The organism is Rhodospirillaceae bacterium, assembly GCA_040219235.1.
Classification (GTDB): domain Bacteria; phylum Pseudomonadota; class Alphaproteobacteria; order Rhodospirillales; family Rhodospirillaceae; genus WLXB01.
The window spans coordinates 707,649-732,979 of sequence record JAVJSV010000011.1 but is presented as its reverse complement, the minus strand read 5'-3'; the positions used below and the strand labels follow the sequence as shown (position 1 = coordinate 732,979).

The window sequence follows — 25,331 nt, the reverse complement described above, 5'->3', positions numbered from 1 at the left end:
TACTGAGCGGTCATGAAGACCATTGGGGAAAACCTCAGATTTAGGTCTGTGTTTATATCAGACATTCATCTGGGCACCCGTGGCTGTAAAGCTGATTTCCTCCTCGATTTTCTAAAACATACTGAGTCTGAATTTCTCTATCTGGTTGGCGACATCTTTGATGGCTGGCGTTTGCAACGCACCTGGTTCTGGCCGCAATCTCATAACGATGTTATTCAGAAACTACTGCGCAAAGCGCGTAAAGGCACAAAAGTTTTTTTCGTGCCCGGCAACCATGATGAGTTCGCCAGAGAATATGTGGATAACGAGTTTGGCCGGGTTGATGTCCGCCGCGAAATTATTCACACCGCAGCCAATGGTCGACGCTTCTTGGTGATCCACGGCGACGAATGTGATGGCATTATGCTTTATGCGCGCTGGCTGGCCGTTCTTGGTGACTACGCCTATGTGACAGCGCTCGCGCTCAATCACTGGTTTAACATTGCGCGCCGGAAGCTTGGCTTGCCCTATTGGTCTTTGTCCGCCTACCTCAAACATAAAGTGAAAAACGCTGTTCAGTTCATGAGCAATTACGAAGAAGGCATGGTTGAACTGGCCAAGCGCAAAGGCGCAGAAGGCGTGATTTGCGGCCACATCCACCACGCTGCCATGCGTGAAATCGACGGTATTCTCTACTGCAACGATGGCGACTGGGTCGAAAGCTGCACGGCCCTGGTCGAACACTACGACGGCACCATGGAAATCCTGACCTGGACAGACATGCGCGATCTCACCCCCCTTGAAGCGTACAGTAAGGCAAAAGAATGCGAATTCTCCTCGTCACCGATGCCTGGTTCCCCCAAGTCAATGGCGTCGTCCGAACCTTAAACACGCTCAAGACGCATCTTGATCGCGATGGGCACGACATTGTGTTTATCACGCCAGATCAATTCCGGACCATTCCCTGTCCGACCTATCCGGAAATTCCGCTCGCCCTTTTTCCCGGGTATCGGATGGCGAAAATCATTGAACAGTTTCGGCCCTGTGTCGTGCATGTGGCCACCGAAGGCCCATTGGGCATGGCGGCGCGTTCTTATTGTGTGAAGCGGGACATTCCGTTTACGACAGCATTCCATACTAAGTTTCCTGAATATGTGCATGCCCGGTTTGGCATTCCCATAGCCTGGACCTACAAGCTGATGCGTTGGTTCCATGGTGGGTCTCAAGGCATCATGGTCGCCACCCAGACCATTGAGGACGAACTGATCAAATGGGGCCTGACCAACATCAAGCGCTGGACCCGCGGCGTCGATACAGAGTTGTTCAAACCCCGCAGCAAGGATTTTCTTGACCTGCCACGACCGATTTCATTGTACGTCGGGCGCGTTGCCGTTGAGAAAAACATTGAAGCCTTCCTCAAGTTGGATCTGCCGGGCACCAAGCTGGTGGTCGGCGACGGGCCGCAACTGGCTGACTTAAGCAAATCCTATCCGGATGTGTATTTTGCCGGCGGCAAACAAGGGGAAGATCTGGCCAAACATTTTGCGGCGGCAGATGTGTTCGTTTTCCCAAGCCGTACCGATACGTTTGGATTGGTACTGCTGGAAGCCTTGGCATCCGGAATTCCCGTAGCGGCCTTCCCGGTACCGGGACCGCTGGACGTGATTGGCGATGCCCCCGTGGGCTGCTTGAACGAAGACCTGCAATATGCGGTTCATGAAGCACTCAAGGCTGATCCTCAAACCTGCCGGGATTATGCGCTTGGCTTTTCGTGGGAAACCAGCGTCCAGCAATTCCTGGATAATGTTTATCCGTTCGATGCAGACGATAAGTTTCCCACGGATAAAGCCACCAGCGGCACACCGACGGAACAGACCTCAACGGCTTAGATGATGCCCGTTATTGCGGATTCGGCATCATATCTTTCGCGTCGTCTCTCATTTCGTCTGCGGCATCTTTCATGCTGTCGGCAGCGCCCTCCATTGCCTCAGCCGCGTCGTCAGCCATCTTCTCCATGTTGTTCATGGCATCCTCAGCAGCTTTTCGTGTCGCTTCGCTCATGTCGTCATAAGCATCTTCCATTGCGTCAGAGGCGTCATCCATCGCATCAGATGTCTCATCCGCCATATCATCGACCGCATCTTGCGTTTGTTCGACCGCGTCGTTGATTGTGGCCTCCATACCGTTTTCATCTGTGGCACGAAAATCGAACGCCAAAATGACGAGAAAAATGATGGCCGCGATAACGGCGATGATAATACCCTTGTTACTACCCATTTCTGTTCTCCCCTGTTTAAACTCTGCAAGCGTGATGCAATCACCGATGTCACCAGCACTGGCCATGCCATAGGATAGTCTATAATGACCTAATTAGAGACCTAGATTATAATAAGAGGCAATGCTGAAACGCATGAAGCAAATGCGCAAGGCGATATTCCGCAACGCATTGGTACAAGGCCTTCTCGGCGCTTTGGCCGCAGCATACCTATGGCTGGTGCACGTCACCAGCCGCTGGACCGATGAAGGCCGCGACGCCACTGAGGCGGCCTGGAGCGGCGTAGAACCAGTGATTATCGCATTTTGGCATAACCGGTTGCTCATGATGCCCTACTGCTGGTCCTCCCGCGCGCCCTTTCACATGCTGATCTCGGGGCACGCCGACGGGCGGCTGATTTCTAAAACCACATTATGGTTTGGGATCTCGACCATCACAGGATCGAGTTCAAAAGGCGGCAGCAGCGCCACACGCGCCTTGGTTAAATTACTCAAGACGGGTTATTCGGTCGGCATCACACCGGATGGTCCACGCGGACCGCGCATGCACGCTGGGGATGGCCCCCTCGCCCTGGCAAAACTTTCAGGGGTAAAAATTGTTCCGGCTGCGGTATCGGTCAGTCGCCGTAAAGTTTTGTCCTCCTGGGACCGCCTGATCGTTCCCCTGCCGTTTTCGCGTGGGGCACGCATTTGGGGCACGCCCATTGATGTTCCTAAGGATAGCACGCCTGAAGATTTTATACGCATCCGCCAGGGGCTTGAGGACGCCTTAACTGCCGCGAGCAACAGAGCTGACACGCTGGTTGGGCAAGCGTCTATTCCGCAGGCAAAACTTCCTGGGAACGCAGATGAAAGCCCCTGATTTTTGGAACACCAACGGCCCTCTGACTCGTATGTTGATGCCTTTCGGCAAGCTGTACGCTGCGACAACGGCTTGGCGGATTAAACACACAACACCCGTGCGTGTTGATGTGCCGGTGATCTCGGTTGGCAACCTGACCGTGGGCGGCACTGGCAAAACACCGGTGGTACGTGACCTGGTTCAGCGCTGCAAAGAACGAGGTCAAAACCCGGCTGTTGTCTTGCGTGGCTATGGCGGGCGTCTGACGGGCCCCGTGCGCGTCGACCTGGATGCGCACACAGCGTTAGATGTCGGCGATGAAGCTTTGATCCATGCCCGTGATGGAACGACGTGGGTCGCCCGCAAAAGATCAGACGGCGCGCTTCAAGCCGTGGCAGAGGGCGCAACCGTTATTATACTTGATGATGCCCATCAGCATGCCAGCCTGCACAAGAACTGTGCGCTCGTGGTTGTTGATGGCGCAACAGGGTTTGGAAACCATCATACGCTGCCTGCGGGTCCCTTACGTGAAGACGTTCGCGCTGGTTTAGCTCGGGCCGACCGCATCATCCTGATGGGCCCGGACACGACCGGTCTGCTTGACCGCCTGCCACCCCGGCTTGAGGTGATGAAAGGCCATCTCGACCCCACGGCGGATGCTGTTCAATTACGTGGGCGTAAAGTCGTTGCCTTTGCAGGTTTGGGACGACCCGATAAGTTTTTCAACGCTTTGGTCAGCATCGGGGCAAAAGTCATTGCGGCGCACCCCTTTGACGATCACCATCTGTATCAACAGGCCGACATCCAGCCTATTTTAGATGAAGCTTTTGAGTTAGATGCCTTGCCGGTGACCACCGAAAAAGACGCGATGCGGCTGTCCCCTTACCAGCGCCAGCAGGTCAATGTGTTGCGGGTCGCGGTGCGCTGGGAGCACCCGTCCGCAATCGACTCCTTATTGAAAGAGGTTCTGACCCGCTGGTAACGCAGCCATAACTGTTTGAGGGTCAAGCTTGGCCCCATACCAGGAAATACCAAAATGCAGGTGTGGCCCATTGGTCCGACCGGTCATACCGATGGCCCCGATCACCTCACCCTGGCGTACAGCCTGGCCCTGCTCGACCTTGATGTCGCTCATGTGAATGTAAACTGAGTCCAGGCCAAAGCCGTGATCAATCATAATGGTCTTACCGGTCAGGATCATGCCGTCATGCGTCAGACTAACAACCCCATCAGCCGTCGCACGAATGACCGTGCCTGTGGGGGCCGCGATATCCAATCCCGAGTGCGGCGACCGAGGTTGGCCGTTAAGGATGCGCTGACTGCCAAATACGCCTGTAATACGACCCTCTGCAGGTTGCAAAAATCCAGTCACAAAAAACGGCAGCGGTTCGGTGCGATTGCGGGCGGCAACAATCATGCTGCCTTCTGATTGAATCCGCTTCACCGTCTCCGGATCAGGCGTGACCGTATTTTGAGGTAAACCCTCGACGCGCTCGATTTTCCAGTCCCGTGGCGCGATCTGTAAAGTTTGTTGCACGGTTGTGCCATCTGGATATTGAGCCTTTAACTGAGCCGTGCGCTTGGCATCACGGTCAAACCCAAACACAAACACACCCCGCTCAGACACCGAAACGGCTTGTCCATCAACGGTCAAGCGGGTGTCTGGTGCGACTTGCCCAAAAACCAGGCCGCCTTGTTCCAAACGGCCAGACACTGCAATCTCTTGCGCATAACTCGTGGCAGCACCCAGACTGAACACCGTGATCAGCACATACATCAAACGCATTTACAAAAGACTCCCTTGCCGTTCTGGTGACCCTGACGGTGTTATTTTTGATTTCGGTTTTTTCGGTTTTATCAGCGTCGTGGAAGCCGACGGCTCTGCACCACTGCCCACAGTCACCCCCACTGCACCATCGCGAAAAGCAACACTCCAAGTCGCCCCTGACTCTGCATGTGCAGCATCTGTAATGGGATCACCTGCAGCGTCGGTGACAAGCGCATACCCCCGATCCAACACCCGACGCGGCGAGACCGACTCAAGCCGTGCAACCATGCCGTCAAGCCGTTCGCCAGCACGCTCCGCAGAGCGGCCCAAGGCGACACCAAGCCGTGCCGACCAGTCCTCAAGCAGACCATCATAGCGCGTGACATCTCGATCTAATCCGGTCGTGAGTCTGGCCGTTAAGTCCTTGATCATGCTGTCAAACCGCTTCACATCACGGCTCAAATGGGACGGCTTGAGGCCGGCAGAAGCCACGGATAAATCTTGTGCTTTAGACCCTAACAAACGCGTTGGTCCGGTGCTGAGGCGGCCCGACAGACCATCCAGGTCTTGTTGTTTGCGCTCGACCAAGTCTGTCAGGTTGGGCAGGCCACGACCCAGCCCTTTGACGTTCAAGGTGTTTTCCGACAGCAAGCGGTTCATCGCCTGGGCCAGACGCACGCCATGCTCTTGAACCTGGGACACCAACTCCAGGCGCACAGGAACGGCCATCTCTGCGGCCGCGGTTGGCGTGGGCGCACGACGGTCTGAGGCGAAATCAATCAATGTGGTGTCAGTCTCATGCCCCACCGCTGAAATAAGCGGGATGGCAGATGCCGCAACGGCGCGCACAACGACCTCTTCGTTGAACGCCCACAGATCCTCCAGCGAACCACCGCCACGCGCAACGATCAGCACATCTGGCCTGGGGATGTCACCCCCTTCCGGCAGGGCGTTAAAGCCGGCGATCGCAGCGGCGATTTCTTCGGCCGCGCCGTCACCTTGCACGCGCACCGGCCACACCAGAACGTGGCGCGGAAAGCGATCCTTCACGCGGTGCAGTATGTCGCGAATGACAGCGCCGGTGGGCGACGTGACCACACCAATCACCTGTGGAAGACGCGGGATCGGCACTTTGCGCTCCTCCGCAAACAAACCTTCGGTGGCCAGCGCCTTGCGACGGTCTTCCAACAGCTTGAGCAGCGCACCTTCGCCCGCCAGCTCAAAACTATCGATGATAATTTGATAGGATGAGCGGCCTGGATAGGTCGTGAGTCGACCTGAAGCAATCACTTCCATGCCCTCTTCCGGGCGATGCGACAGCTTGCTCATACTGCCACGCCAAATGATCGCATCAATCACTGCGCTCTCGTCTTTGAGGCGCATATAGCAATGCCCAGACCCAGCCACTTTGGGTTGAGAAATCTCGCCGCGAATACGGACATATCCAAACGCATCCTCAACGGTGCGTTTCAGCGCCGACGAGACTTCCGAGACAGTGAACTCAGGAACGTTCAAGGGGGGTGCCGAAGTGCTCATAAATTGGTGCTGATACCGTTCGCTTACGCTTTGTAAACATAGACTTGGAGACTGGCCGACCGGATACGCCCCTCATCATCGCCACCGTCTAACTCGCGAATATAGGCCTCTACTTTATGGTGATGTTTATTGAGTTGCCGGAGCTTTTCGACCGCATCGTTTCTCAGCGTGCCGATCTGTCCATGTTCTGTCAAAACACGAGCGCTGCCCGTACCGCTGACTCCGCCGCTGATATACTCAATCTCGACTGGCATGCCTTCTGCTGACTTGGCTAAGGCTTCTTGCCGCGATGAATGATCATCATTGAGCTGGGTCTCGCCCACAACTGGCCACACGAGCGCCTCCAGCGGTTCACCATGAGGCGGCGGGACGAGATCGGCCAGTTCATCATCGTCGTCTTTACGACTTTGCAGCCAGATCCTGGCAATAAAAAACAACGCGACAAGGGCAATACCCCAAACAAGGAGACTCATGTCAGCTAATCCTTTTAAGGCACTTGACCGGGCACAATACGATCAAATGAAATCACATTGTTCACCACGGTCAAGCCCGTCACACCAGGGGCCGTTCCCGCAAAACGAGGAGCCTGGTACATATACAATGCCGACCAGTCCTCACGGTAGAACTTCATGATATCACGCCGCAAAGACAGATTCAGCACTGGATCTAATTCAGTTTGTGCCGCCGCGATAAGCGGCATAACAGCCTCGTTGCAGTACCACGGGTTGGCCCACAGACAGGAGTGAGTATCCAGCGCCCGCAGGACATCGGACGTTGGCTCAAAATTAAAATGCAGCGCGAAGGCAGACCCCGTCCACGTTCCTTCGACAACATTGCGGATAAGTTGATTGACCGTGATGGTCCGTATTTCCATCTCAACCCCAATGGCATTGAGATACTGGGCAACAGTGAGATTCACCGCGCTGTCATTGGCGCTGGACCCCGAGACCGCCTCCATCTCAAGTTTAAACCCCTCTTCGTATCCGGCTTCGCGCAGCAAGCGGCGGGCACGATCCGGATCGTAAGGGATCACAGGCAAATCGGCGTTATAGCCATACACCTCTGGTGGTGCTGGTTGCGTGGCCGGAATGGTCGCCCCGTCGAGCAAGGCCGCAATAATAGCGTCACGATCTACCGCAATATTCAGGGCTTCACGCACACGAAGGTCCTTCAGGGCAGGTTGTATCTCTGGAAAAAAGTTGTAGGCCCAGACAGCCGCATCCCTCCACGTGACCTGCGTACCGCCCTGAGCCTGAATGGCTTTTGACTCGTCGGGACCAAGTTGGAGCGCGATGTCAAAACGTCCCGCCTGCACGGATAAAGCACGCGTTGCATTGTCAGGCACCGTCATAATTTCCAGCCGATCCGCGACCGGTGGTCGCCAGCCTTTTTTAAAGGCACGAAAATTAACCCGCTCCGGCCTGACCGCTTCGACAATAAAAGGCCCGGTTGCTATAGGCGCTTCTGAAAACGCTTGCAGACCCACAGCTTGAAAATAGTCCGGCTCAACCATGTAAAGCTGCGGAAAAAACCTCGGCAGCAGCGGCGTTGGCACTGAGGTTTTTATTTCAACCGTGAAGTCGTCAATCGCACGCGCGGACTCAAGAAAGAACATCATGCGGGCGACCACTTCCCGCATCGCCTCATCACCCGACAGAAAATTGATCGCATTAACAACGGCATCCGCCGTGAACGGACGTCCGTTTGAGAACGTGACATCATCCCGCAAATAAAAAACCCACGTCAATGGATCGGTGTTTTCCCAGGATGTTGCCAGGGCAGGCTGGACATTGCCCTTATCATCTATGGCTGTTAGGCCATCGAAAACGGCACTCCAGGTGTACACATAGGGCAACCCGGTGTTTCTATAAGGATTAAACTGACTCGGTGGCAGGCCATTGATCGCCACCCGCAGGTTTGTCTCCGCGCAGACAGACATGACGTTGGAGCTGAATATCGCAACCACCAAAAAAAGAGCTGCGGTTTTGATGAAAGTGGTCAACTGAATGCATCTCATGATGCAACCTTTATCGCACACTCTCACTGCGACGTCAGCGCCCCAACCATTAGCAATCGTGAAATTTCATCAACTGACGTGAAACAGAAACGCGCTAAAGCGGTTTCTGAAATACTAAATCCACAGAAACGCGCTAAAGCGGTTTCTGAACCATGAAATCGTACATCGTAACAAAGGTCTGGGGATTCGCCGCCTCAAATTTATCCCAGGAGTCCAAACTCAGCCCCATCGGATCCGCAGGCGCAAACGCCGTGTATTTGGTCATCAGCGCGCCAGTTGGATCGACAAAGCCGCAGAATTTTAGGTTCAGGCGCTTTATGGCGTCTTTAATTTTAGGAATCGTATAGTCCTGCTCGTGCACATGGAATAACAGATCACGGCACATGGATGTGGAATACATGTCCAGCCGTGAAAAAACATGTTGCAGGTTTTCGCTGGCGTTTCCAGAAAGCAACTGTTGAACCAGATCTTCTCGAGCCTCACGAATGTCTGCACCCGAGGTCAACTGAACTTTATCCCCAAGAGTTTCGCGCACATGCTGGACCGCGGCGCGGCCACGGGTACTGTAGATGCCGAGGCGTATGATCCCGCCTGGGCGACATACATCCACAAGCGCCTGCCAACCGGTCAAAGGATCAGCCATATGAGGCAACACACCCATACAGGAAATGTAGTCAAAAGACGGCTCAAGTTGGGCTAACTCAAGAACATCCCCTTGCACAAAGGTAATATGATCTAAGCCCAACTCTTCTGCGCGCCGCTGGCCAAAGGCCAAGCTGGCCGCGGAGAGGTCCATGGCCAAGAGTTCCCCACTCCGCCACAACAGGCTCTCTTCAATGGCAACCCGGCCTGTGCCGCATCCAGCGATCAGCAAAGAACATTTTTCAGGAGCACCGAATGCCGCCATATCAATGCCACTACATGCGCCTATGAATATCTGAGCGGGGGACACAGCGTCATTATCAATGTGTGCCGTCCACCGCGGATATGGATTTTCTTCGTACTGGGCTTGCACAGACAAAGACACTTTATCTGTGATGTCGGTTATAGGTGGCATTTCACCCTGCAACTCCAACTCGATGCGCGGCTCCGCAATCTGAACACGGAACAAGTCTTCCGTAAGGATATTCAAAGCCAAGGCGTGATTTTCGTCTAGGTTGCCTGCAATTGGTAAACTGCTAAGCGACCGGTACGCGCCGATCATGGCAATAGCAAACAAATCGGGTTCACCCGCAACTTGGTTTAACAGCGACTCTTGTGCCCGCTCGACAAGCCGTGACTCTTCTGGCGTCTCCGGAAAAATATACTCCGTCAGGAAGCTATGGATTGACATGGAAACAGCGGCCTCAAGCGCTTCGTCAAACGGCTGCCAGTTTGGATCAATTACGCACTTTAATAGCCGATGGCGTATGTAAATCAGCAGACGCTCAACCGGCACACTGGGGATGGGCGTGGTGCGCAGTAATGCTTTCATTAAAGGTGTGTTCAGAAAGGCAATCAGCGTCCCGTCTTCGAAATTTCTGTCGAGCAACGCTGTATTGCCCGACAACGCACTTTCCACAAACTCAACAATTCGCGGATTTGAACCGAGCAAGGCCAGCGCAGAAGAAGAAATTTTTAGACTGTCAAAATTACGTTGCAACAATCCGTCGGCCAACTGAACATCTGCATCAGTCGGAATTCGTGTTCCTGGCACCAGCAAAGAGTCGCAGAGCGTATTTAACTGTTCAAAACTTGTCGTCGTGCCTGCCGCTGGGACCATTTCAATCATATCGTTATCCTTGCTTAGCGTTAAAAACTCTGGATAAAGAGTGCCATCGCGTTGCCGTATTGCTTTCAAGCTGAGCACGCTCGCTCTATCGTGCTCAGCACGTTCTATCGTGCTAAAAAGCCTTCGGTAGAGAAAAAATGCAACAGCAAATACCGGAGAGTTTGTCATGAAAGTTTTGGTTGTCGGCAGCGGAGGCCGTGAACACGCCTTATGCTGGGCCATCGCGGCATCCCCCCTGTGTGATCATTTATACTGTGCGCCCGGCAACGCAGGCATTACGCAGGATGCCGAATGCGTACCGATTGGCGCAGAGGACCTTGAGGGACTTGTCGCTTTCGCGCAGGAAAAATCCATCGATTTTGTCGTTGTCGGACCCGAAGCGCCGTTGGTGATGGGGCTCGCCGACCGCTTGCGTGCCGCCGGGATCAAGACCTTTGGCCCGAGCGCTGCGGCTGCCGCCTTGGAAGGCTCAAAAGCGCATATGAAAGACCTGCTCGCCAGCGCAGGTGTCCCCACAGCGGCGTATGGGCGTTTCACAGATATCAATGCCGCGAAAGTCTACATCGCTGAACAGGGTGCCCCGATTGTCGTAAAAACCGATGGTTTGGCCGCCGGGAAAGGCGTGATCCTCTGTGACACGGTTGAAGACGCCTACGCGGCCGTCGATTCAATGATGAGTGATAAAACTTTTGGTGACGCCGGCGATGAGATTGTCATTGAGGAATTTCTTGAGGGCGAGGAAGCTAGTTTCTTTGCTCTGGTGGATGGCACCAACGCCCTACCGCTGATTTCTGCGCAAGACCACAAAGCCGTTGGCGATGGCGATACCGGCCCCAATACGGGGGGCATGGGCGCATACTCGCCCGCCCCCGTGATGACTGACGCCCTAACCGAAGAGGTAATGAACACCATTATTATGCCAACTGTGAAGACCATGGCGGACCAGGGTACACCTTATGTGGGTGTTTTATTTGCAGGACTCATGATTGGCAAAAAGGGCACAAAAATTCTGGAATACAACGTCCGTTTTGGAGACCCGGAGTGCCAGGTGCTGATGCGCCGCTTGAAGTCTGATATTCTCCCCGCTCTGGTTGCCGCCGCCGACGGTCAACTGGATCGTTTTAATCTGCGCTGGCATGACGAGGCAGCGATGGTGGTGGTCATGGCGGCCAACGGCTATCCCGGCAGCTATGAAAAAGGTTCTGTCATCAAAGGCGTTGATAAGGCATCAAGCCAGGACGATGTGGTCGTGTTTCATGCGGGCACCAAAATGGACGGCGATGCCCTGACTGCAACGGGCGGTCGCGTGCTGGGCGTGACAGCTATGGGATCAACGGTCACCGAAGCACAATCCAAAGCCTATGCAGCAGTGGACGCTATCGACTGGCCCGGCGGGTTCTGTCGCCGTGATATCGGCTGGCGTGCCGTGGAACGCGAAAAGAAAGCGTCAACGTGACTGATGCGCTTCATGCGTATTTCGCGCCGACGTATGCTTTGGCGCGGGAGAAGTTTTTAGAGGCCGCAACAACCGCCAAGGCCAAAATCCTAACTCACGCCCACCCGCTGAAAGGGCCATCTGGAGAAGCCCTTGCTTTGGACGTCGCGCGCTTTGGCGCCACTGACGCCGAAAAGGTCTTTGTCACCATGTCAGCGACTCACGGGGGTGAAGGCTTCCTGGGGTCCGCGGCACAGGTGGCATGGCTCGCTGAACAGCGCTACCAAGACCTCCCAGAGGACATCGCCGTGCTTCTTTTGCATGCCGTGAACCCCCACGGCTTTGCCTGGTTTGCGCCGAGTGACCGAAGGCAATATCGACCTTAATCGTAACTTCCTGGACTACACCGAACCTGTTCCAGAAAAACCGGAATACGACAAGCTGCACGGCGCGATTTGCCCAAACGACTGGACCGACGACGCACGAGCAGCGGCTGATACAATTTTGTCCGATTATGCAGAAACGCACGGTCAAAAAGCCTTAAACCGTGTTGTGATGGGTGGACAGTTCAGCCGACCCGACGGCGTGTTCTATGGTGGCACAGCCCCAACATGGTCGCGCACGCGCATCTTAGAGGTTCTGAAGACGCATACGGTCAATGCAGATCATGTGGCCTTGATTGACTTCCATACCGGTCTTGGACCTTCTGGTCATGGCGAATGTTACATCGTCGGCAACGCAGGTGATCCAGGCATTGAGCACGCCCATGATGTCTGGGGAAACGACGGCGTCAGTATTATGGCGTCCGGCGCTGGCCGTCAGGCTCATGACGGCTACAACCTTACCGGCATCGCCCGTGAACTAGCGCCGACATCGTTTTATGGCAACACTTTGGAGTTTGGCACCCACCCGTTGGGCGACATTTATCAGGTCCTGCGGGCCGACAACTGGTTGCACCTTCATGGTGACCTGAACTCTGAGTTTGCCGCCACCGTGAAAGCACAGCTAAAAGAAGCCTTCTGCCCGGACTCGCCGTCATGGCGCGAGGCCGTCTACGAGCGGTCTATGGCCGTGTGGCAACGGGGTCTGGAGGGATTGGCTGGGCTTTAAAACGCTATTTGCAGAGATTGGACAGGTTCTGCGAGGCTTCATCCATCTCCTCATAGCCGCCAGCCAGTTCTACCGCTGAGTAATATCGAGGATCCGTTTGCTCGCCAACGTATTTGAGAATATCCGCTGCGAGTCCGGCTTGGCGTTCACCCTCGAAATCTGACGACGACAAAACACGATCCCAGAGAAAAAACATGATTTGCTCGTGCAGCTTCGGCGCGACGAAACACGCATAACGCGCCGTCGCGTTTGCCCCGATGACAAGGCGCACAGTGATAACCTCATATCGGATACCACGCGCCGTTTGGAACGGCACCATCATCGGATCCAACTGAATATAACGGCCCACGTAGGCGCGCGGACGGAGGTCCTCGTCTTGGGCCAGGGTCGGCTGCATCACTGAAATACAACACAAGCTGCTCAGCGCGATAAGGGCACGTTTGATCATACCGCCATCCTAACGACCCGGTGTTCCGGTGCAAGCGCGACAGCATTTTGGATCGCGGAGGTCACCGGCGATCCTGAAAGAACGTTTTCAGCAAGATCGAAGATTCTGCTTCCCGTATGCCGCCAACGACTTCAGGCCGATGGTGACAGGTAGTTTGGGTGAAAATTTTAGGACCGTGTTCAACACCACCGCCTTTCGGATCATACGCCCCAAATTCGACCCGCCGCAGCCTGGCATGAGAAATGGCGGTGGCGCACATCGCGCACGGTTCAAGGGTCACATAAAGATCAAGGTCCGGCAGGCGCGCCTCACCCCGCGCCTTGGCGGCGGCGCGAATCACCAGCATTTCCGCATGGGCCGTGGGGTCACGATCTGTCTCAACCCTATTGCCAGCGGCGGCGATCACCTGGCCCGAGGTCGAATCGACCAAAACTGCACCCACAGGCACCTCACCAATTTTTGAGGCGTTTTTGGCCTGTTTCAAGGCCAGGGCCATATAATCTTTAGGGCGAGTCATCATAAGCGGACAATCCAGACCCCGCCGGGCAACGTCAAGAACTCTCTCAACAACGGGGCCGAATACGCCGGTAAGGTTCTGGTAACCTTCGGCGCATAGAGTTCAGGTGGGACAAAACTATTGGGACAGTTCTGCCATGATCGACCACGCTGGTAACGTGGTGCGGATCGGCGGCCACGAGGTCGAACGGCGCACCTTAAAAGGCATTCAAACGGCGAGCGCGGAAAGCGGCGTCAGTTTCCACTACCTGTTGGCCAAAGCGGCCCAGGAAAGTGGCTTCGATTCGAGTGCCAAGGCGGCCACCTCCTCGGCCACGGGCTTGTTTCAATTCACCCGCGGCACTTGGCTCGACATGATGCGGAAGCATGGCGGTGAAATTGGCTTTGGTGATTTCGCATCCCAAATCAAAGAAAGTGCGACGGGACGGCTGACGGTATTAAATGAGGCCGCAGAGATGGAAATGCTGGCCTTAAGACGCGATCCGGACGTCGCCTCTCAATTCGCCGCCTTCTTTGCCGGGGACAACGCCAAAACACTCGAAACCGCGTTGGGCCGCGAGGCCAGCCCAGCGGAATTGTACTTCGCCCATTTTCTTGGGGCCTGGGGCGCGACGGCACTGGTTACAACCGCCGAACAAAACCCGACCAAACCAGCGGTCGATGTTTTGCCCGCAGCTGCCCATGCGAACAAAACCGTATTTTTTGAAGACAACGGCCTGGCCCGGACAGCCGCAGGTGTCATCGACTGGTTAAAAAATAAATTCAGCGACCGCCTCAGTGAAACGGCCGATGTGGCCGCCCTGTTTGAGCCTGGGAAACTGGCTGGGCCTTCAACCCCGGACCTGAAACCACAATTCGTTGACCGGCCAAACTCACCGTTCGACATGGGGTATGCCGCGCGCTCGGGGGATGCACACCAAATGGGCGTCTCCATGTATCTCTTGCAAATGCTGGCTGAGATGTTCTCGGCACAGCCAATGCAAATGGTCGACGACCCCTTCGCCATGCAGCCCTCAGGCTTTGGCAAGGACGATTGGGGCAGTGTGCTCAGCCAGGTGTTTGAATCCGATATGTCGGCGTCTGCAGCAACCGCAGAGCGGGCCTACCGGGCCGCAGATGGTGTTCCGGTTGCCCCGCCTAAGCGTCGCAGCATTTAGCACGCCCCTCGCTGACGTGCCCCGCACTTGACCCGGCAACCCGCGACAGCGTAAAGCCCGGAGCATGAAACAGCCTCTTATCGGTATCACGGCAGACCGGGAAGACCCCGGCGGCTATTCCAAGTTTCCCTGGTATGCGCTACGCGTGAACTATTGTTCTGCGGTTACGGCAGCCGGGGGCCTACCGCTCATATTGCCTGCAGATGTCAGACTGGTGGATCAGTATGCTGATCTGATTGACGGCCTGATTGTCTCTGGTGGCGCTTTTGACGTGGACCCAGCGCTATTTGGGGAACAGACCAAACACGACACCGTGGTGCTAAAGGCCGACCGTACGGACTTTGAACTGGGGTTGACCAAACGCTTCCTGGAGCAAGACCGCCCGGTGTTCGGCATTTGCGGCGGGCAGCAACTGTTGGCCGTAGCCTTGGGCGGTACCCTGATTCAGCACCTCCCCGATGAAGTGGAGAACGCGCTGGCCCATGAGCAACCGAACCCCCGCGATGAAGCCGGGCATGAGGTGCGCATTGCGGTCGGGTCGCGGCTCCATGACATCGTGAAGGCCGAGAGCCTGGCGGTGAACAGCGCCCATCATCAGGCGGTAAAAACAGTACCGGAGTCCGTGGTGATCAACGCCTTGGCTTCAGACGGCGTGATTGAGGGCATTGAAGACCCCGCCAAGCGCTGGTGCCTTGGGGTCCAATGGCATCCGGAATTTCACATCTCTGAGGGCGATAAGCGCCTGTACGACTCTTTTATTCAGGCCTGCACATGAACGCACCCAAAGCGACAAAAACCGACGATACAATGCCGGGTGACCGGGTCGCTAAGGTCATTGCCCGCGCGGGCATTTGTTCGCGCCGGGAAGCCGAAGCGCTGATTGAGCAAGGCCGGGTGACCGTCAACGGCGAAACCTTGCAACAGCCAGGTGTTAAAGTGACAGCTGACGACGTGGTGCGGGTGGATGGCGAAAAACTGCCGGCCCTTGATCCGCCGCGCCTGTGGCGCTATCACAAACCAACCGGCTTGGTGACCAGCCACAAAGATGAGCGCGGTCGTGAAACGGTATTTGACTCTCTGCCCGCGCATCTGCCGCGTGTCATTTCCATCGGGCGTCTTGATCTGAACTCGGAAGGCCTGCTGCTGTTGACCAACGACGGCACACTGGCCCGCTCGATGGAGCATCCGTCGCGGGGCTGGACCCGGCGCTACCGGGTGCGCGTCCATGGCGAGGTCAAAGACCGGATGTTTGACCCCCTGGCCGAAGGCGTGACAATTGACGGCATTCACTATGGCCCCGTGCAGGTCAAGCTGGATCGCAAACCCGGCACCAACGCGTGGCTGACGGTCTCCCTTAACGAAGGCAAAAACCGCGAAGTGCGGCGGGTGATGGAGCATGTCGGACTTAAAGTGAGCCGCCTGATGCGCACCGCTTACGGGCCGTTTCAACTGGGGTCGCTGAAACCCGGTGAACTGACAGAAATTCCCGGCAAAGTGCTCAAGGAACAACTGGGCGCAGACGTGCCGGAGATCAAACGGAACACCGGCAAAAATAACGCGCGAAAATGACTGGCGCAAAAAAAGTAGGCAAAGCGGCTAATAAGCCGGTTGGCAAGATCCGCATCACGTCAGGCACTTACAAAAATAGAGTGCTGTTTGTGCCCGAGGGCGACAGCGTGCGCCCGACCTCAGACCGCGCCCGTCAAGCCCTGTTCAACCGCCTTGAGCACAGCTTTAGCAACATCGGGTTTCGCCTGCGAGGCGCACGGGTGATTGACCTCTGCGCTGGCACTGGGGCCTTGGGTCTGGAAGCCCTTAGCCGGGGCGCTGCTCATGTGACCTTTGTTGAATTCACTCCTGCCTCACTGGCTATTCTTAAACGCAACATCGCAACGCTGAAAGTGGATGATAAAGTGAACGTGCTGACGATGGATGCCACGGCTCTGCCCCAGGCGTCGCAGCCTTTCGATCTGGCGTTACTCGACCCGCCCTATGAGCAAAACCTGAGCACACCGGTTGTCGCAAGCCTCATGGCAAAAGGCTGGCTAACAGAGCAGGCCGTAGTGGTGGTAGAGACGGCTTCAAGTGAAACACTTACAGCACCTGAAGGGCTCATAATAGAAGATGTGCGCAGCTATGGACGCGGCGCGTTGACGTACTTGGTGCGGCCTTAAAAAAAGCAGCGCAAAAAGTTATTCGGCTCGTTCCCACCAAACGAGCCCATGCACGGCGTTTTTTACGGGCCTATTTTCAATCAAATCAGCCTCTTCGTTTTGTTTCAAACGAGTAGGCATCAACAGTACCCCGCAACTGGTTGAAGTGCAGACGTTTTTCACGATTTTAGAAAGTCTTCTGGAGACTGCTAACTCGCTCATTCAGGCGACAGCTTTTAAATCCTGCTTCAGTTCGTCGTAGGTTTTCAAAACCGCCAGGCAGGCATCAGCGGCTTCACGCCCTTTGATTTTGAAGTGCTCAAGGAAGAACATCTGATGATCGTCTGACGCGCTGAAGTGATGCGGCGTTAGAACCATGGACAGGATCGGCACGCCGGTGTCCAGTTGGGCTTGCATCAAGCCGCCCAGCACTGCCGTGGCGACAAACTCGTGCCGGTAGATGCCGCCGTCGACGACAAACGCGCAACCGACAATGGCAGCGTAGGTGCCAGAGGTGGCCAGCGTTTTTCCCAGCAGTGGAATTTCCAACGCGCCGGGGACCGTGAAGCGCTGCACCTCGATTGATTGTGAAGCGGCCTGAATATGATCGACAAAGGCGTCATAGCCTTTGTTGAGAATATCTGTATGCCAAGCGGCCTGAATGAATGCGATTTTGGCCGCAGTTATGGTTTTGTGCTGGGGAACCTGATTCATGGTTTGCTCCTTAAGCATTAGAGACCAGAACCAGGGCGTACGAAACGACAGTTGCCACACCCTGACGTCCCCACAGGAACCGCTGGAGTGCCGCATCTCTCTCTTCGTTCTCTTCCATCCGGACTCTCACCGTCGGCTTCGGAGTTACACCGAATCTGCTGACCCCTTTGATCATCCAACTCAAGACGACCGAAGGGCGCTCGCGGGCTTAGGTCTGAGCTCGAAACAGCATTAACCCTTACCGCCGGTGGGGAATTACACCCCGCCCTGAGAACACTTCACACTATGCGAAGTTTGGCGACTTTAGCGAGGGATCAGCGGCGTGTCGATACGCACAAAAACACCTGTCCCATATGCGCGCACCACCCGAAAACCGGCAGGCAAGCCCTACTCCACCACCCCAACATATTCGTACACCACAATCAGATGGCCAGCGGGATCAAGCACGCCCATTTCAAGAATCCCGACGCCATCGGAATTGTTTTTGCTGGTGTCGCGATAGTCGGTCACCGTGTAGCCCTCAGCGATAAGATCGTCGCGCAAGGCCATGAAGCGTTTGGTTTCCACCACCATGGCAGTGAGGCTGGGGGTGCGGGTGATCTCCGCCTCCAGGCCCAGCACTTCGGTTAGGGCAAACCCGCGCTCCTCGACCGAGGTGTGCAGCGTCGCCTGGCGGATGGCCTTGGTGGGGTCGAAGTTAAAGGCGTGATAGGCAAAGTTGGTGTCTGGGTTGATGGCGCTGTCTTCGGCATAGGCGAATGTGAAGCCCAGGTGATCGACATAGAACTTTAGCGCAGCGTCTAAATCAGGCACGACCAGATTGGGTCGTTTGAGGCGCACGTAACGCTCGTCGTCTGACTTGATGTCATTATTGCCGGCGGACTCGCCGAGATGATTGCCGGCGGACTCGCCGAGATGATTATCGGCGAACGACGGTGCGGCCGCAAAAACTGTGATGCTCACGAGAAGCGCAAGGGCGAACCTGATCATGCTGTGTCTCCCATTCCCTGTGCGATTGCAATGTCAGTTGCAGCCTATACCCGTTCGGGGCTTTGCGACTATGGTAGAGTTTCCCAGTCCGCCTTGAGGAGAACATCATGTCCTTTTGCCGCCTTTTCTCCACCCTCCTTGTGGCGCTGAGTTTCAGCGCGTTTTCAGACGCACAAGCAGAAACGGCAAAGACCAAAACCAATTCCAACATTTTGCGGATGGTGACCGGCACCCACAGCTTTTATGAGGAAGATGGCACCACGCTGCGCGGTCAGGAGTTCTTCCGCATGATCGCGCACAGCGACGGCAGCCGCACCATGATGGTGTCGAAAAACATGTTCATCGACGACCGTCAGCACAACATTGTGATGCGGGTGGACCCGGTGTTCCGCCCCATCGAGATGTTTGGCAGCTATTGGTATCCGGAGGGCTTTAAGGGTTCGGTGCGCATCGCCGTGGATGGCGACCTGCTGCACGCAACATCGTTTGGCCCTCTGGGCCGTACAGAACATGAACTGCGCATGCCCGAAGCCTTTGCCATTGTCAGCCATGCAGAAGGGCTGAACGCCTGGAACTCATCGGTCATGGACCCGGACGATGAAGACGCAACAGAGGACAGCGTAACCTTGGACCGTACGGCCTATTTTATCAGTCCGGTGCGAGGCGAGGACGGACCGGTGCTGGGCAGCATTTTACAATCAAAACTGACCCGCATCGGCGAGGAAACCATTACCGTGCCCGCTGGCACCTTTGACACCATTCATTATTCCACCGGCGCGTTAGAGGTATGGGCCATTAAAGGCGACCGCATTCTGGCGAAGCAAACCTTTCGGGATGAGAACTATTTGCTGACCGAATACAACGTGGAGTAAGGGTGGCGATGAGGAACAAGCGGCTGATTCTTACACGGCGGAGCCTGTTGAAAAGCGCGCTGGGTGGCGGCGTGCTGGCACCGAGCTTTTTATCCGTGTTGTCTTCGAGTACGGCTGTGGGGATGTCGCGACGGCCAGGGGACGCAACCGACCGTGCGGCCAATGCCTTGACGGCAACGCTGATCCTGTCGCAGGACCGCTGGTCAACGGATGACCCGGAAGATGCGCTGCGCAACAGCCTCGCCTCAGCAACGGCGCTGACGGATACGAAGACGAGGCCGACACTTATTTTGCTGCCGCACGGCGAAATGGAGTGGGACGATCCCGTTGACGAAGATGATGTGTGGGATGATCTGGCAGAATTGGCCGAAGAGTTCGGCGTTTATCTTGCGGGATCTGCGCCGATGGTCGCTGAGGACTCAGGCCAAACGGAAACCATTGGATTCTTATTTAGTCCAACGGGCGATCTGTTAAGCAGAACCCCTAAGATCACACCAGACTTCAGCTCAGGGTTCACAGACAGCACATCACGGATTGCACAACCGGCATCGTTCACTGTGGTCTTAACCCCCTTTGGCAAGCTCGCCCTGCTGCCGGGTGAAGACATCCTGATGCCTGGCCTGGTCCGTGGCGCGATGCTCAGCGGCGCTGAAATTATTCTTAACCCAACGGTCCGCTCCTTTGTTGGTGGTGCGTCCCAAGCCCAAGATGAACTGCCGACAACAATTGCCTATGAAAACTGGCTTATTGTGGCAACGGCGAGCCCCGCCATGCGCCGCGTTAAGGACGTTACGGTTAAGCTGCCGACGCTCACCGGTCTGTTCGATTGGCAAGGCAACACAGCCCATGCGAGCGCCGATGAAAGCTTTGTTCAGACGGACATCGACATTGATGTGCTGCGGCGGGCGCGGGCGCATATCTCCGTTAATCGCTACGACAATTACCCGCTGATTCTCCGGGATAGTGTGTATGGACCCGTCTATCAGAATATCGCCGAATCACGGGGTGACATCACGCCACCCGAAACCAGAACCGGCTGGCTGGCGGAAGCGGAAAACAGAGTCGCTGCCCAAGCTCTGCGTCAGACTGCGGATGATGAGCTGTTGGATGGCTATTACGCGCTGATGGCGCAACCGGCGAACATCAGTCCACTCCCCAAAGAGGGCCGCCGTGCGGCTTTGATGAAAAACATCACGGACGCCCTGGCCTTGGTCGAGGGGCGTGCGCGGCGGCGGGATTCAAAACTGGTTGTTTTTCCCGAGTTCTGTTTCAGTGGTGCTGGCTACCGCACGGTGCCAGATATTCTATCGGTTGCCATGCAACTGCCTGGCCCTGAGATGGACGTGCTGTCGGAGTTTGCCCAACGCCATAGCATTTACATCGCGGCGCAAGCGTTGGAGATCGATGAAAAATTTCCGGACCGCGTGTTTAACACCGCGTTCCTGATCAATGACTCCGGAGATCTCATCAACAAACACCGCAAGGTGCAATGCGTCGATGTGATTGGCGCACTGCGGGATCACACCCCCGGCAGTGTATTTGAAGCCTATGTAAAAGAATTTGGAATTGAGAGCCTGTTCTCGGTCGCCGATACGCCCTTGGGCAAGATCGGTCATATCATTTGCTTTGAAGTGATCTTCCCAGAGATTTTACGCCTGATGACGCTGAACGGGGCGGAGTTGCTGGTGCAATCCACATCCGAGGGCTGGAGCAACGTGAAACCCATGTGGCATGCCTGCCGCCGCAAGCGCGCCTACGAAAACATGGCGTACCTGGTGATGTCGAACACCGGTTATGATGTGACTAAGCCTAAAGCCTGGATTCCGTATGGGGAATCCCAAGTCATCGATTACCGGGGCAACCTCAGAAACGAAGTTAGTCACAATGGTCCGGACGTGCTGATGGCCTACATCGATATGGCGGCCCTGAGGGCGGCGCGGCGTGATCCCAAAGTGAACATTCCGCTGTGGGACGAACCCGCCGCCTATGCAGACGCCTATAATCAAGGGCACGCTGTTCCGAATGAGCTATGGAACGGCGACCCGTTTGTCTTCCCATATCAAGATGGCGTTGTGCATCGTGAGGTACAAGCGCGGTTCTACGAGCGTGGCATTTACATGCCGCCCTCTGGCGAAGCAAACCTTCCGCGATGAGAACGACCTGCTGACCGATTACACCGTGGAGTGAAGTTAGCCCGCCACCATGATCGACACCCGTAACCCTGGGTCCATCCCCGGGATCGCAATATGCGACCCGAGGACAGGCTCCCTAAACCCGAGGACGACGGGGTGAGTGCATACTATGGTTATTGCTAAACAGGCTTTACCCTGCTCCGCTTAATAAAAGCGGAAAGGAGTTACGCTTTGCGACTGCCGTAGATGTACCAGCCGCCGCGACCGTGCAGCGGGGGCTCCATCTTGCCGTCCCACATGGCGATGCAATCGTCTTTTGGAATCACGGCCATTTCCGGCACAACGCGCTCGAAGGTCTCAACTTCCGGGAACCCGGCTTCGATCATCAACTGTGTGGGATCTTGCGAACGGTAGCGGCGATAGTTGGGCTCGTTGTTATGGTTGGTGTCCCAATCAAACATGAAATTCAGGAACGGCTCGCACGACTTGTGCGGCGGCAGTTCAAGGTTGACCATCAGGCCGCCCGGCTTCAGCACACGCAGCGCTTCCTTGAGAATGCGCTTGGAGGCCGGCACGGCAATTTCGTGGAAGAAGAAACTGGTGACGACGAGGTCAAAGGACTCATCTTCAAAGTCGATCTTCTCTGCATTTTGCTGGCTAAGGTGCATCTTGACACCCATCTGCTCGGCTTTGGCATGGCCATAACGCAAGCTGGGGGCGGCAATATCGATGCCATACAATTCGGTGTCCGGGAACACGGTGCTGTAGGCGATGAGGTTGCTGCCGCCCTGAGTGCCCATATCCAACATGCTCGCCGGTTTAAAATCCGGATAAGCATGTTTGATCCATGCGCCGATGGAATAGCCGACGCTGCCGAAGTCGCGCCCACGGTTGACCATGGGGCCGGGCTTGACGCCGGTGAGAAAGCCCTGGGCCACATCGTCTTCCGTAAACTCAGAATGATAACCGCCGGGAATGAGGTGCACATCCTGCGCCGTGATGTAGCGCGGAATTTCCAAATTGGGGTTGGTGCGTAAGGTGCCGCCGGTAGGGTTTTCGTTGGCGATTTTTTTCACCGCCGCGATCATCTCAGGCAGCTTGCGCTGCACCGCAGACTGCTTGGCCTGGCTCAGCATTTCCTGGGCGTTATAGCGGAAGGAGCTATAAGTGCGATAAAACAGGTTCTTCTTGATCGCCTTGGAAATTTCGTGGCCGGTTTCCGGCGGGCGGCCTTTTTCTTGCTCGAACGCCGGGCGCACGGCAGCTTCATACACATCTTTGACGTCGAAGCGCACGCGCATCAGGGCGTGATTGTGCAGCGTCGCAACATAGCGCGAGCGGGCATACTCGTCGTGGGTTTGCTGAAACAGGTTATCGATGTTGTCCACCGCCGGGGGCGCAGATGTCAGGCTTTTGGTAGCAGACCTTTCTGAGGCGGGACTTTCTGAAGTGGAACTGTGTGAGGCGGAGGTGTTTACTGCAGCATTTTCCATGGCGGCGCGCTCTTCGGTAACATTTAAAGTATGGATGTGGGGCGTTTTTTGGCCAATTCAAGCGCCGCTGTAAAGGATTTTCGGACCGTCCGGCCATCCATCTGCTGGTGGGGCGCTGACTCTGGCCTGGAAGCAAGGCTTACTTGGGTTCACATTGGCGTTCACATTTGGGCTCATAGTGGGACACTGGGGGCTCATACTCGGTCACAAAATGAAGGGCTGTGTCGGCCCTGCCTATCCCCCTCTTACGCATAAGGTTTTTCAGTGATGCCTCAACGCTTCTTTTTAACAGTGATGATTCTTCTTGCCTTTGCAAGTCAACCCTCGACCGCCAGTGCCGAGCGCGTGCTGGTGTTTGGCGGCACCGGCATGATTGGCTATGAGATTGTCAAAGCCCTGAAGGCCCAAGGCAGCGACGTGACCGTTTTGGTGCGACCCACGTCTAAGGTGGAGGACCTGGATAAGATCGGCGTGCCTTATGTGGTGGGCGATGTGCTTGAGCCTGACACCCTGCACACCGTGTTCAAAGAAAACTCATATGACACCGTGATCAGTTCGATTGCGCGCTCCGCGTCCTTCGGGTCAGCCCAAACCGGAGTCACAATTCACAAGACAGGCAACAACAACATCACCGCTGCGGCACTGCTGGGCGGCGCATCGCATGTGATTCTTATGGGCACGGTCGGCGCGGGCGACAGCAGCGCAACGTTGGGCGATCGCCAACGTACCTCGTTCAAACAAATCTACGATGACAAAACAGCGGCGGAAGATTTTCTGCGGGCCAGTGGACTGACCTACACCATTGTTAGAACCGGAATCATTTTAACAGACACGCAGACCGGCACCGTTGAGTTTACCGAAGACCGTGGTGTGCGCCACGGCGCAAATATTTTTGATATCGCCACGCTCACGGCAGGGTGCGTCGGCAATGCAGACTGCGTCGACAAAACGTTTCACACCCACGACCCGGCCCTCCCGCCGATGTCCACCGAGGATATGATGAAAGCCTTTGAAGGTTTGCAGGCGTTTGAAAACCTCAGACGGCCAAAGTGACAATAAGCTAAGTCATGGCTGCAACGCGGGTCTGATCCCGCCGTCACGGGGAACACTTTACAGACAGCCGCCTTAAGGCCGGTCGCGCGGTTCCGGCAGGGTTTCAAGGGCCACCAGACGCGAGTCCGCACTTTTCCAGCGGATTTTGCGCAGCTCGATATATTCGGGCGAGTCATAAAAGGCATTGATGGCAGCCATGTCTGGAAACTCCATCACGACCGTGCGCCGGGGGTGCCAATCGCCCTCCAGCACCTGCACTTCGCCGCCGAGCGCGAGATAGCGTCCACCGAACTTGTTGACGATATCCGGATTGGCCTCGCGGTAAGTTTTATAGGTGTCAGGATCGGTGACATCAATATCAGCAATGAGAATGGCAGGCATGTAAGGAGTCCTTTTGTGTGAAAGGGTAATTCTAAGTGGTTTATGAACAAGGCCGCTTAAACTTAGCACGTTCTTTTTCAACAACCTCCCGCAGGACGCAGCCTTCGATGTGATCGTTGACCATGCCCATGGACTGCATGAACGCATACATGGTGGTGGGGCCAACAAAGCGCCAGCCGCGCTTTTTGAGGTCTTTGCTCAGGGCCGTGCTTTCCGGCGTTTGGGTGATCTTGACCAGGTTCTTCTTGGTGAGTTTTTTAGGCCGGGTTTTGGAGCCCGGTTCATAACGCCAGACGAAAGCGGCGATGGAGCCCGCTTCGTCCACCAGTTCTAACGCCCGCTGTGCATTGTTGATGCTGGCCTCGATTTTGCCACGGTGGCGCACAATGCCCGCGTCTTGCAACAGACGCTCGACATCTTTGTCGCCAAAGTGGGCGACCGTTTTAAAATCAAACCCCTTGAAGGCTGTACGGAAATTCTCGCGCTTGCGCAGGATGGTCAGCCACGACAGACCGGCCTGAAACCCCTCCAGGCACAGCTTTTCAAACAGGCGGATATCGTCATCGACCGGGCGGCCCCATTCCTGGTCGTGATAAATCTCGTAATCCTCATGCCCGGCGCACCAGAAACATTTGGGTTTGTCTTTGAGCTTGCCATGCGCGCCGGTGAACAAACCCTCCGCTAGTTTCAC

The 25,331-nt window shown here is 55.7% G+C and carries 27 protein-coding genes and 1 riboswitch; of the genes, 14 read left to right on the top strand and 13 right to left on the bottom strand.

The features are described from left to right. Window positions 1-12: 12 nt before the first annotated feature. Both RIC29_07440 and RIC29_07435 read left to right on the top strand, forming a co-directional pair. Window positions 13-867: a UDP-2,3-diacylglucosamine diphosphatase gene (locus tag RIC29_07440; protein MEQ8734741.1), complete on the top strand. Its 855-nt coding sequence runs from the start codon at window positions 13-15 to the stop codon at window positions 865-867. Further along, a complete protein-coding gene (locus RIC29_07435; GenBank protein MEQ8734740.1) occupies window positions 804-1,868 on the top strand; it encodes a glycosyltransferase family 1 protein in 1,065 nt (354 codons plus the stop codon). Before RIC29_07440 ends, RIC29_07435 begins: the two co-directional genes overlap by 64 nt. Window positions 1,869-1,878: 10 nt before the next feature. On the opposite strand, the gene RIC29_07430 is transcribed toward RIC29_07435, so the two are convergent. Then, window positions 1,879-2,256: a hypothetical protein gene (locus RIC29_07430; GenBank protein MEQ8734739.1), complete on the bottom strand. Its 378-nt coding sequence runs from the start codon at window positions 2,254-2,256 to the stop codon at window positions 1,879-1,881. Between the two features lie 121 nt (window positions 2,257-2,377). Here RIC29_07430 and RIC29_07425 point away from each other — a divergent pair, with 121 nt between their 5' ends. Then, window positions 2,378-3,115 (top strand): lysophospholipid acyltransferase family protein, encoded by a 738-nt coding sequence (locus RIC29_07425; protein ID MEQ8734738.1) that lies wholly within the window; start codon window positions 2,378-2,380, stop codon window positions 3,113-3,115. Continuing rightward, window positions 3,102-4,076 (top strand): tetraacyldisaccharide 4'-kinase, encoded by a 975-nt coding sequence (lpxK, locus tag RIC29_07420; GenBank protein ID MEQ8734737.1) that lies wholly within the window; start codon window positions 3,102-3,104, stop codon window positions 4,074-4,076. The genes RIC29_07425 and lpxK overlap by 14 nt, the downstream gene beginning before the upstream one ends. On the opposite strand, the gene RIC29_07415 is transcribed toward lpxK, so the two are convergent. The 5 genes from RIC29_07415 to RIC29_07395 form a co-directional block, all read right to left on the bottom strand. After that, the gene (locus RIC29_07415) at window positions 4,047-4,880 is read right to left on the bottom strand and encodes a M23 family metallopeptidase (GenBank protein ID MEQ8734736.1); all 834 of its coding nucleotides are present in this window, start codon (window positions 4,878-4,880) and stop codon (window positions 4,047-4,049) included. The two genes, lpxK and RIC29_07415, sit on opposite strands and share 30 nt — an antisense overlap. Then, window positions 4,881-6,398 (bottom strand): exodeoxyribonuclease VII large subunit, encoded by a 1,518-nt coding sequence (xseA, locus tag RIC29_07410; protein ID MEQ8734735.1) that lies wholly within the window; start codon window positions 6,396-6,398, stop codon window positions 4,881-4,883. Window positions 6,399-6,421: 23 nt separating this feature from the next. After that, entirely contained in the window at window positions 6,422-6,871 is a 450-nt protein-coding gene (locus RIC29_07405) for a hypothetical protein (GenBank protein MEQ8734734.1), read from the bottom strand. A gap of 14 nt (window positions 6,872-6,885) precedes the next feature. Further along, window positions 6,886-8,415, bottom strand: a complete 1,530-nt coding sequence (locus tag RIC29_07400; protein MEQ8734733.1) for an ABC transporter substrate-binding protein — start codon at window positions 8,413-8,415, stop codon at window positions 6,886-6,888. Between the two features lie 133 nt (window positions 8,416-8,548). Continuing rightward, window positions 8,549-10,186, bottom strand: a complete 1,638-nt coding sequence (locus RIC29_07395; protein MEQ8734732.1) for a class I SAM-dependent methyltransferase — start codon at window positions 10,184-10,186, stop codon at window positions 8,549-8,551. 166 nt (window positions 10,187-10,352) lie between these two features. Between RIC29_07395 and purD the strand changes: the two genes are divergently transcribed. Genes purD through RIC29_07380 form a run of 3 tightly spaced genes read left to right on the top strand, consistent with a single transcriptional unit; the run spans window position 10,353 to window position 12,731 of the window. Next, complete coding sequence (gene purD, locus RIC29_07390; GenBank protein MEQ8734731.1) at window positions 10,353-11,642, top strand: phosphoribosylamine--glycine ligase; 1,290 nt, start codon at window positions 10,353-10,355, stop codon at window positions 11,640-11,642. Beyond that, window positions 11,639-12,007 (top strand): DUF2817 domain-containing protein, encoded by a 369-nt coding sequence (locus RIC29_07385; protein MEQ8734730.1) that lies wholly within the window; start codon window positions 11,639-11,641, stop codon window positions 12,005-12,007. Before purD ends, RIC29_07385 begins: the two co-directional genes overlap by 4 nt. Next, window positions 11,982-12,731, top strand: a complete 750-nt coding sequence (locus RIC29_07380; protein ID MEQ8734729.1) for a DUF2817 domain-containing protein — start codon at window positions 11,982-11,984, stop codon at window positions 12,729-12,731. The genes RIC29_07385 and RIC29_07380 overlap by 26 nt, the downstream gene beginning before the upstream one ends. A gap of 4 nt (window positions 12,732-12,735) precedes the next feature. Here RIC29_07380 and RIC29_07375 read toward each other — a convergent pair whose 3' ends face one another. Then, a complete protein-coding gene (locus RIC29_07375; protein ID MEQ8734728.1) occupies window positions 12,736-13,179 on the bottom strand; it encodes a hypothetical protein in 444 nt (147 codons plus the stop codon). A 61-nt stretch (window positions 13,180-13,240) separates the two neighbouring features. Further along, window positions 13,241-13,696, bottom strand: coding sequence for a nucleoside deaminase (locus tag RIC29_07370; GenBank protein ID MEQ8734727.1), 456 nt, complete (start codon window positions 13,694-13,696; stop codon window positions 13,241-13,243). A gap of 136 nt (window positions 13,697-13,832) precedes the next feature. Here RIC29_07370 and RIC29_07365 point away from each other — a divergent pair, with 136 nt between their 5' ends. The 4 genes from RIC29_07365 (at window position 13,833) to rsmD (ending at window position 17,026) form a co-directional block, all read left to right on the top strand. Further along, window positions 13,833-14,852, top strand: a complete 1,020-nt coding sequence (locus tag RIC29_07365; protein MEQ8734726.1) for a hypothetical protein — start codon at window positions 13,833-13,835, stop codon at window positions 14,850-14,852. A 64-nt stretch (window positions 14,853-14,916) separates the two neighbouring features. After that, window positions 14,917-15,627 (top strand): gamma-glutamyl-gamma-aminobutyrate hydrolase family protein, encoded by a 711-nt coding sequence (locus RIC29_07360; protein ID MEQ8734725.1) that lies wholly within the window; start codon window positions 14,917-14,919, stop codon window positions 15,625-15,627. Beyond that, window positions 15,624-16,421 carry a pseudouridine synthase gene (locus RIC29_07355; protein MEQ8734724.1) on the top strand — a complete coding sequence of 266 codons (798 nt, stop codon included), beginning with the start codon at window positions 15,624-15,626 and terminating at the stop codon, window positions 16,419-16,421. The genes RIC29_07360 and RIC29_07355 overlap by 4 nt, the downstream gene beginning before the upstream one ends. Further along, complete coding sequence (rsmD, locus tag RIC29_07350) at window positions 16,418-17,026, top strand: 16S rRNA (guanine(966)-N(2))-methyltransferase RsmD (protein MEQ8734723.1); 609 nt, start codon at window positions 16,418-16,420, stop codon at window positions 17,024-17,026. The genes RIC29_07355 and rsmD overlap by 4 nt, the downstream gene beginning before the upstream one ends. A 201-nt stretch (window positions 17,027-17,227) precedes the next feature. Here the strand turns inward: rsmD and RIC29_07345 are convergent, their stop codons facing one another. Both RIC29_07345 and RIC29_07340 read right to left on the bottom strand, forming a co-directional pair. Continuing rightward, on the bottom strand, window positions 17,228-17,719 hold the full coding sequence (locus RIC29_07345) for a 6,7-dimethyl-8-ribityllumazine synthase (protein MEQ8734722.1): 492 nt from the start codon (window positions 17,717-17,719) through the stop codon (window positions 17,228-17,230). Window positions 17,720-17,821: 102 nt separating this feature from the next. Further along, window positions 17,822-17,998, bottom strand: a riboswitch (FMN riboswitch). A 108-nt stretch (window positions 17,999-18,106) separates the two neighbouring features. Further along, a complete protein-coding gene (locus RIC29_07340) occupies window positions 18,107-18,709 on the bottom strand; it encodes a VOC family protein (protein ID MEQ8734721.1) in 603 nt (200 codons plus the stop codon). Between the two features lie 107 nt (window positions 18,710-18,816). On the opposite strand from RIC29_07340, the gene RIC29_07335 reads away from it, so the two are divergent. Then, window positions 18,817-19,581 (top strand): hypothetical protein, encoded by a 765-nt coding sequence (locus RIC29_07335; protein ID MEQ8734720.1) that lies wholly within the window; start codon window positions 18,817-18,819, stop codon window positions 19,579-19,581. 8 nt (window positions 19,582-19,589) lie between these two features. Further along, the gene (locus tag RIC29_07330) at window positions 19,590-21,734 is read left to right on the top strand and encodes a nitrilase-related carbon-nitrogen hydrolase (GenBank protein ID MEQ8734719.1); all 2,145 of its coding nucleotides are present in this window, start codon (window positions 19,590-19,592) and stop codon (window positions 21,732-21,734) included. Window positions 21,735-21,937: 203 nt separating this feature from the next. On the opposite strand, the gene RIC29_07325 is transcribed toward RIC29_07330, so the two are convergent. After that, window positions 21,938-23,206, bottom strand: coding sequence for a class I SAM-dependent methyltransferase (locus RIC29_07325; protein ID MEQ8734718.1), 1,269 nt, complete (start codon window positions 23,204-23,206; stop codon window positions 21,938-21,940). A 267-nt stretch (window positions 23,207-23,473) separates the two neighbouring features. Between RIC29_07325 and RIC29_07320 the strand changes: the two genes are divergently transcribed. Continuing rightward, a complete protein-coding gene (locus RIC29_07320; GenBank protein MEQ8734717.1) occupies window positions 23,474-24,259 on the top strand; it encodes an SDR family oxidoreductase in 786 nt (261 codons plus the stop codon). A 72-nt stretch (window positions 24,260-24,331) separates the two neighbouring features. Here the strand turns inward: RIC29_07320 and RIC29_07315 are convergent, their stop codons facing one another. Further along, window positions 24,332-24,640: a DUF1330 domain-containing protein gene (locus RIC29_07315; GenBank protein ID MEQ8734716.1), complete on the bottom strand. Its 309-nt coding sequence runs from the start codon at window positions 24,638-24,640 to the stop codon at window positions 24,332-24,334. A 40-nt stretch (window positions 24,641-24,680) separates the two neighbouring features. Beyond that, on the bottom strand, window positions 24,681-25,331 hold the full coding sequence (locus tag RIC29_07310; protein MEQ8734715.1) for a DNA-3-methyladenine glycosylase I: 651 nt from the start codon (window positions 25,329-25,331) through the stop codon (window positions 24,681-24,683).

What these genes read in the sequence shown, in the direction of transcription:
- RIC29_07435 (MEQ8734740.1), top strand. Translation starts at nt 804, where the DNA reads ATGCGAATTCTCCTCGTCACCGATGCCTGGTTCCCCCAAGTCAATGGC.
- RIC29_07325 (MEQ8734718.1), bottom strand. Translation starts at nt 23,206, where the DNA reads ATGGAAAATGCTGCAGTAAACACCTCCGCCTCACACAGTTCCACTTCA.
- RIC29_07425 (MEQ8734738.1), top strand. Translation starts at nt 2,378, where the DNA reads ATGCTGAAACGCATGAAGCAAATGCGCAAGGCGATATTCCGCAACGCA.
- RIC29_07395 (MEQ8734732.1), bottom strand. Translation starts at nt 10,186, where the DNA reads ATGATTGAAATGGTCCCAGCGGCAGGCACGACGACAAGTTTTGAACAG.
- RIC29_07405 (MEQ8734734.1), bottom strand. Translation starts at nt 6,871, where the DNA reads ATGAGTCTCCTTGTTTGGGGTATTGCCCTTGTCGCGTTGTTTTTTATT.
- RIC29_07330 (MEQ8734719.1), top strand. Translation starts at nt 19,590, where the DNA reads ATGAGGAACAAGCGGCTGATTCTTACACGGCGGAGCCTGTTGAAAAGC.
- RIC29_07400 (MEQ8734733.1), bottom strand. Translation starts at nt 8,415, where the DNA reads ATGAGATGCATTCAGTTGACCACTTTCATCAAAACCGCAGCTCTTTTT.
- RIC29_07340 (MEQ8734721.1), bottom strand. Translation starts at nt 18,709, where the DNA reads ATGATCAGGTTCGCCCTTGCGCTTCTCGTGAGCATCACAGTTTTTGCG.
- rsmD (MEQ8734723.1), top strand. Translation starts at nt 16,418, where the DNA reads ATGACTGGCGCAAAAAAAGTAGGCAAAGCGGCTAATAAGCCGGTTGGC.
- purD (MEQ8734731.1), top strand. Translation starts at nt 10,353, where the DNA reads ATGAAAGTTTTGGTTGTCGGCAGCGGAGGCCGTGAACACGCCTTATGC.
- RIC29_07335 (MEQ8734720.1), top strand. Translation starts at nt 18,817, where the DNA reads ATGTCCTTTTGCCGCCTTTTCTCCACCCTCCTTGTGGCGCTGAGTTTC.
- RIC29_07345 (MEQ8734722.1), bottom strand. Translation starts at nt 17,719, where the DNA reads ATGAATCAGGTTCCCCAGCACAAAACCATAACTGCGGCCAAAATCGCA.
- RIC29_07375 (MEQ8734728.1), bottom strand. Translation starts at nt 13,179, where the DNA reads ATGATCAAACGTGCCCTTATCGCGCTGAGCAGCTTGTGTTGTATTTCA.
- RIC29_07360 (MEQ8734725.1), top strand. Translation starts at nt 14,917, where the DNA reads ATGAAACAGCCTCTTATCGGTATCACGGCAGACCGGGAAGACCCCGGC.
- RIC29_07355 (MEQ8734724.1), top strand. Translation starts at nt 15,624, where the DNA reads ATGAACGCACCCAAAGCGACAAAAACCGACGATACAATGCCGGGTGAC.
- RIC29_07415 (MEQ8734736.1), bottom strand. Translation starts at nt 4,880, where the DNA reads ATGCGTTTGATGTATGTGCTGATCACGGTGTTCAGTCTGGGTGCTGCC.
- RIC29_07440 (MEQ8734741.1), top strand. Translation starts at nt 13, where the DNA reads ATGAAGACCATTGGGGAAAACCTCAGATTTAGGTCTGTGTTTATATCA.
- xseA (MEQ8734735.1), bottom strand. Translation starts at nt 6,398, where the DNA reads ATGAGCACTTCGGCACCCCCCTTGAACGTTCCTGAGTTCACTGTCTCG.
- RIC29_07365 (MEQ8734726.1), top strand. Translation starts at nt 13,833, where the DNA reads ATGATCGACCACGCTGGTAACGTGGTGCGGATCGGCGGCCACGAGGTC.
- lpxK (MEQ8734737.1), top strand. Translation starts at nt 3,102, where the DNA reads ATGAAAGCCCCTGATTTTTGGAACACCAACGGCCCTCTGACTCGTATG.
- RIC29_07370 (MEQ8734727.1), bottom strand. Translation starts at nt 13,696, where the DNA reads ATGACTCGCCCTAAAGATTATATGGCCCTGGCCTTGAAACAGGCCAAA.
- RIC29_07315 (MEQ8734716.1), bottom strand. Translation starts at nt 24,640, where the DNA reads ATGCCTGCCATTCTCATTGCTGATATTGATGTCACCGATCCTGACACC.
- RIC29_07430 (MEQ8734739.1), bottom strand. Translation starts at nt 2,256, where the DNA reads ATGGGTAGTAACAAGGGTATTATCATCGCCGTTATCGCGGCCATCATT.
- RIC29_07320 (MEQ8734717.1), top strand. Translation starts at nt 23,474, where the DNA reads ATGCCTCAACGCTTCTTTTTAACAGTGATGATTCTTCTTGCCTTTGCA.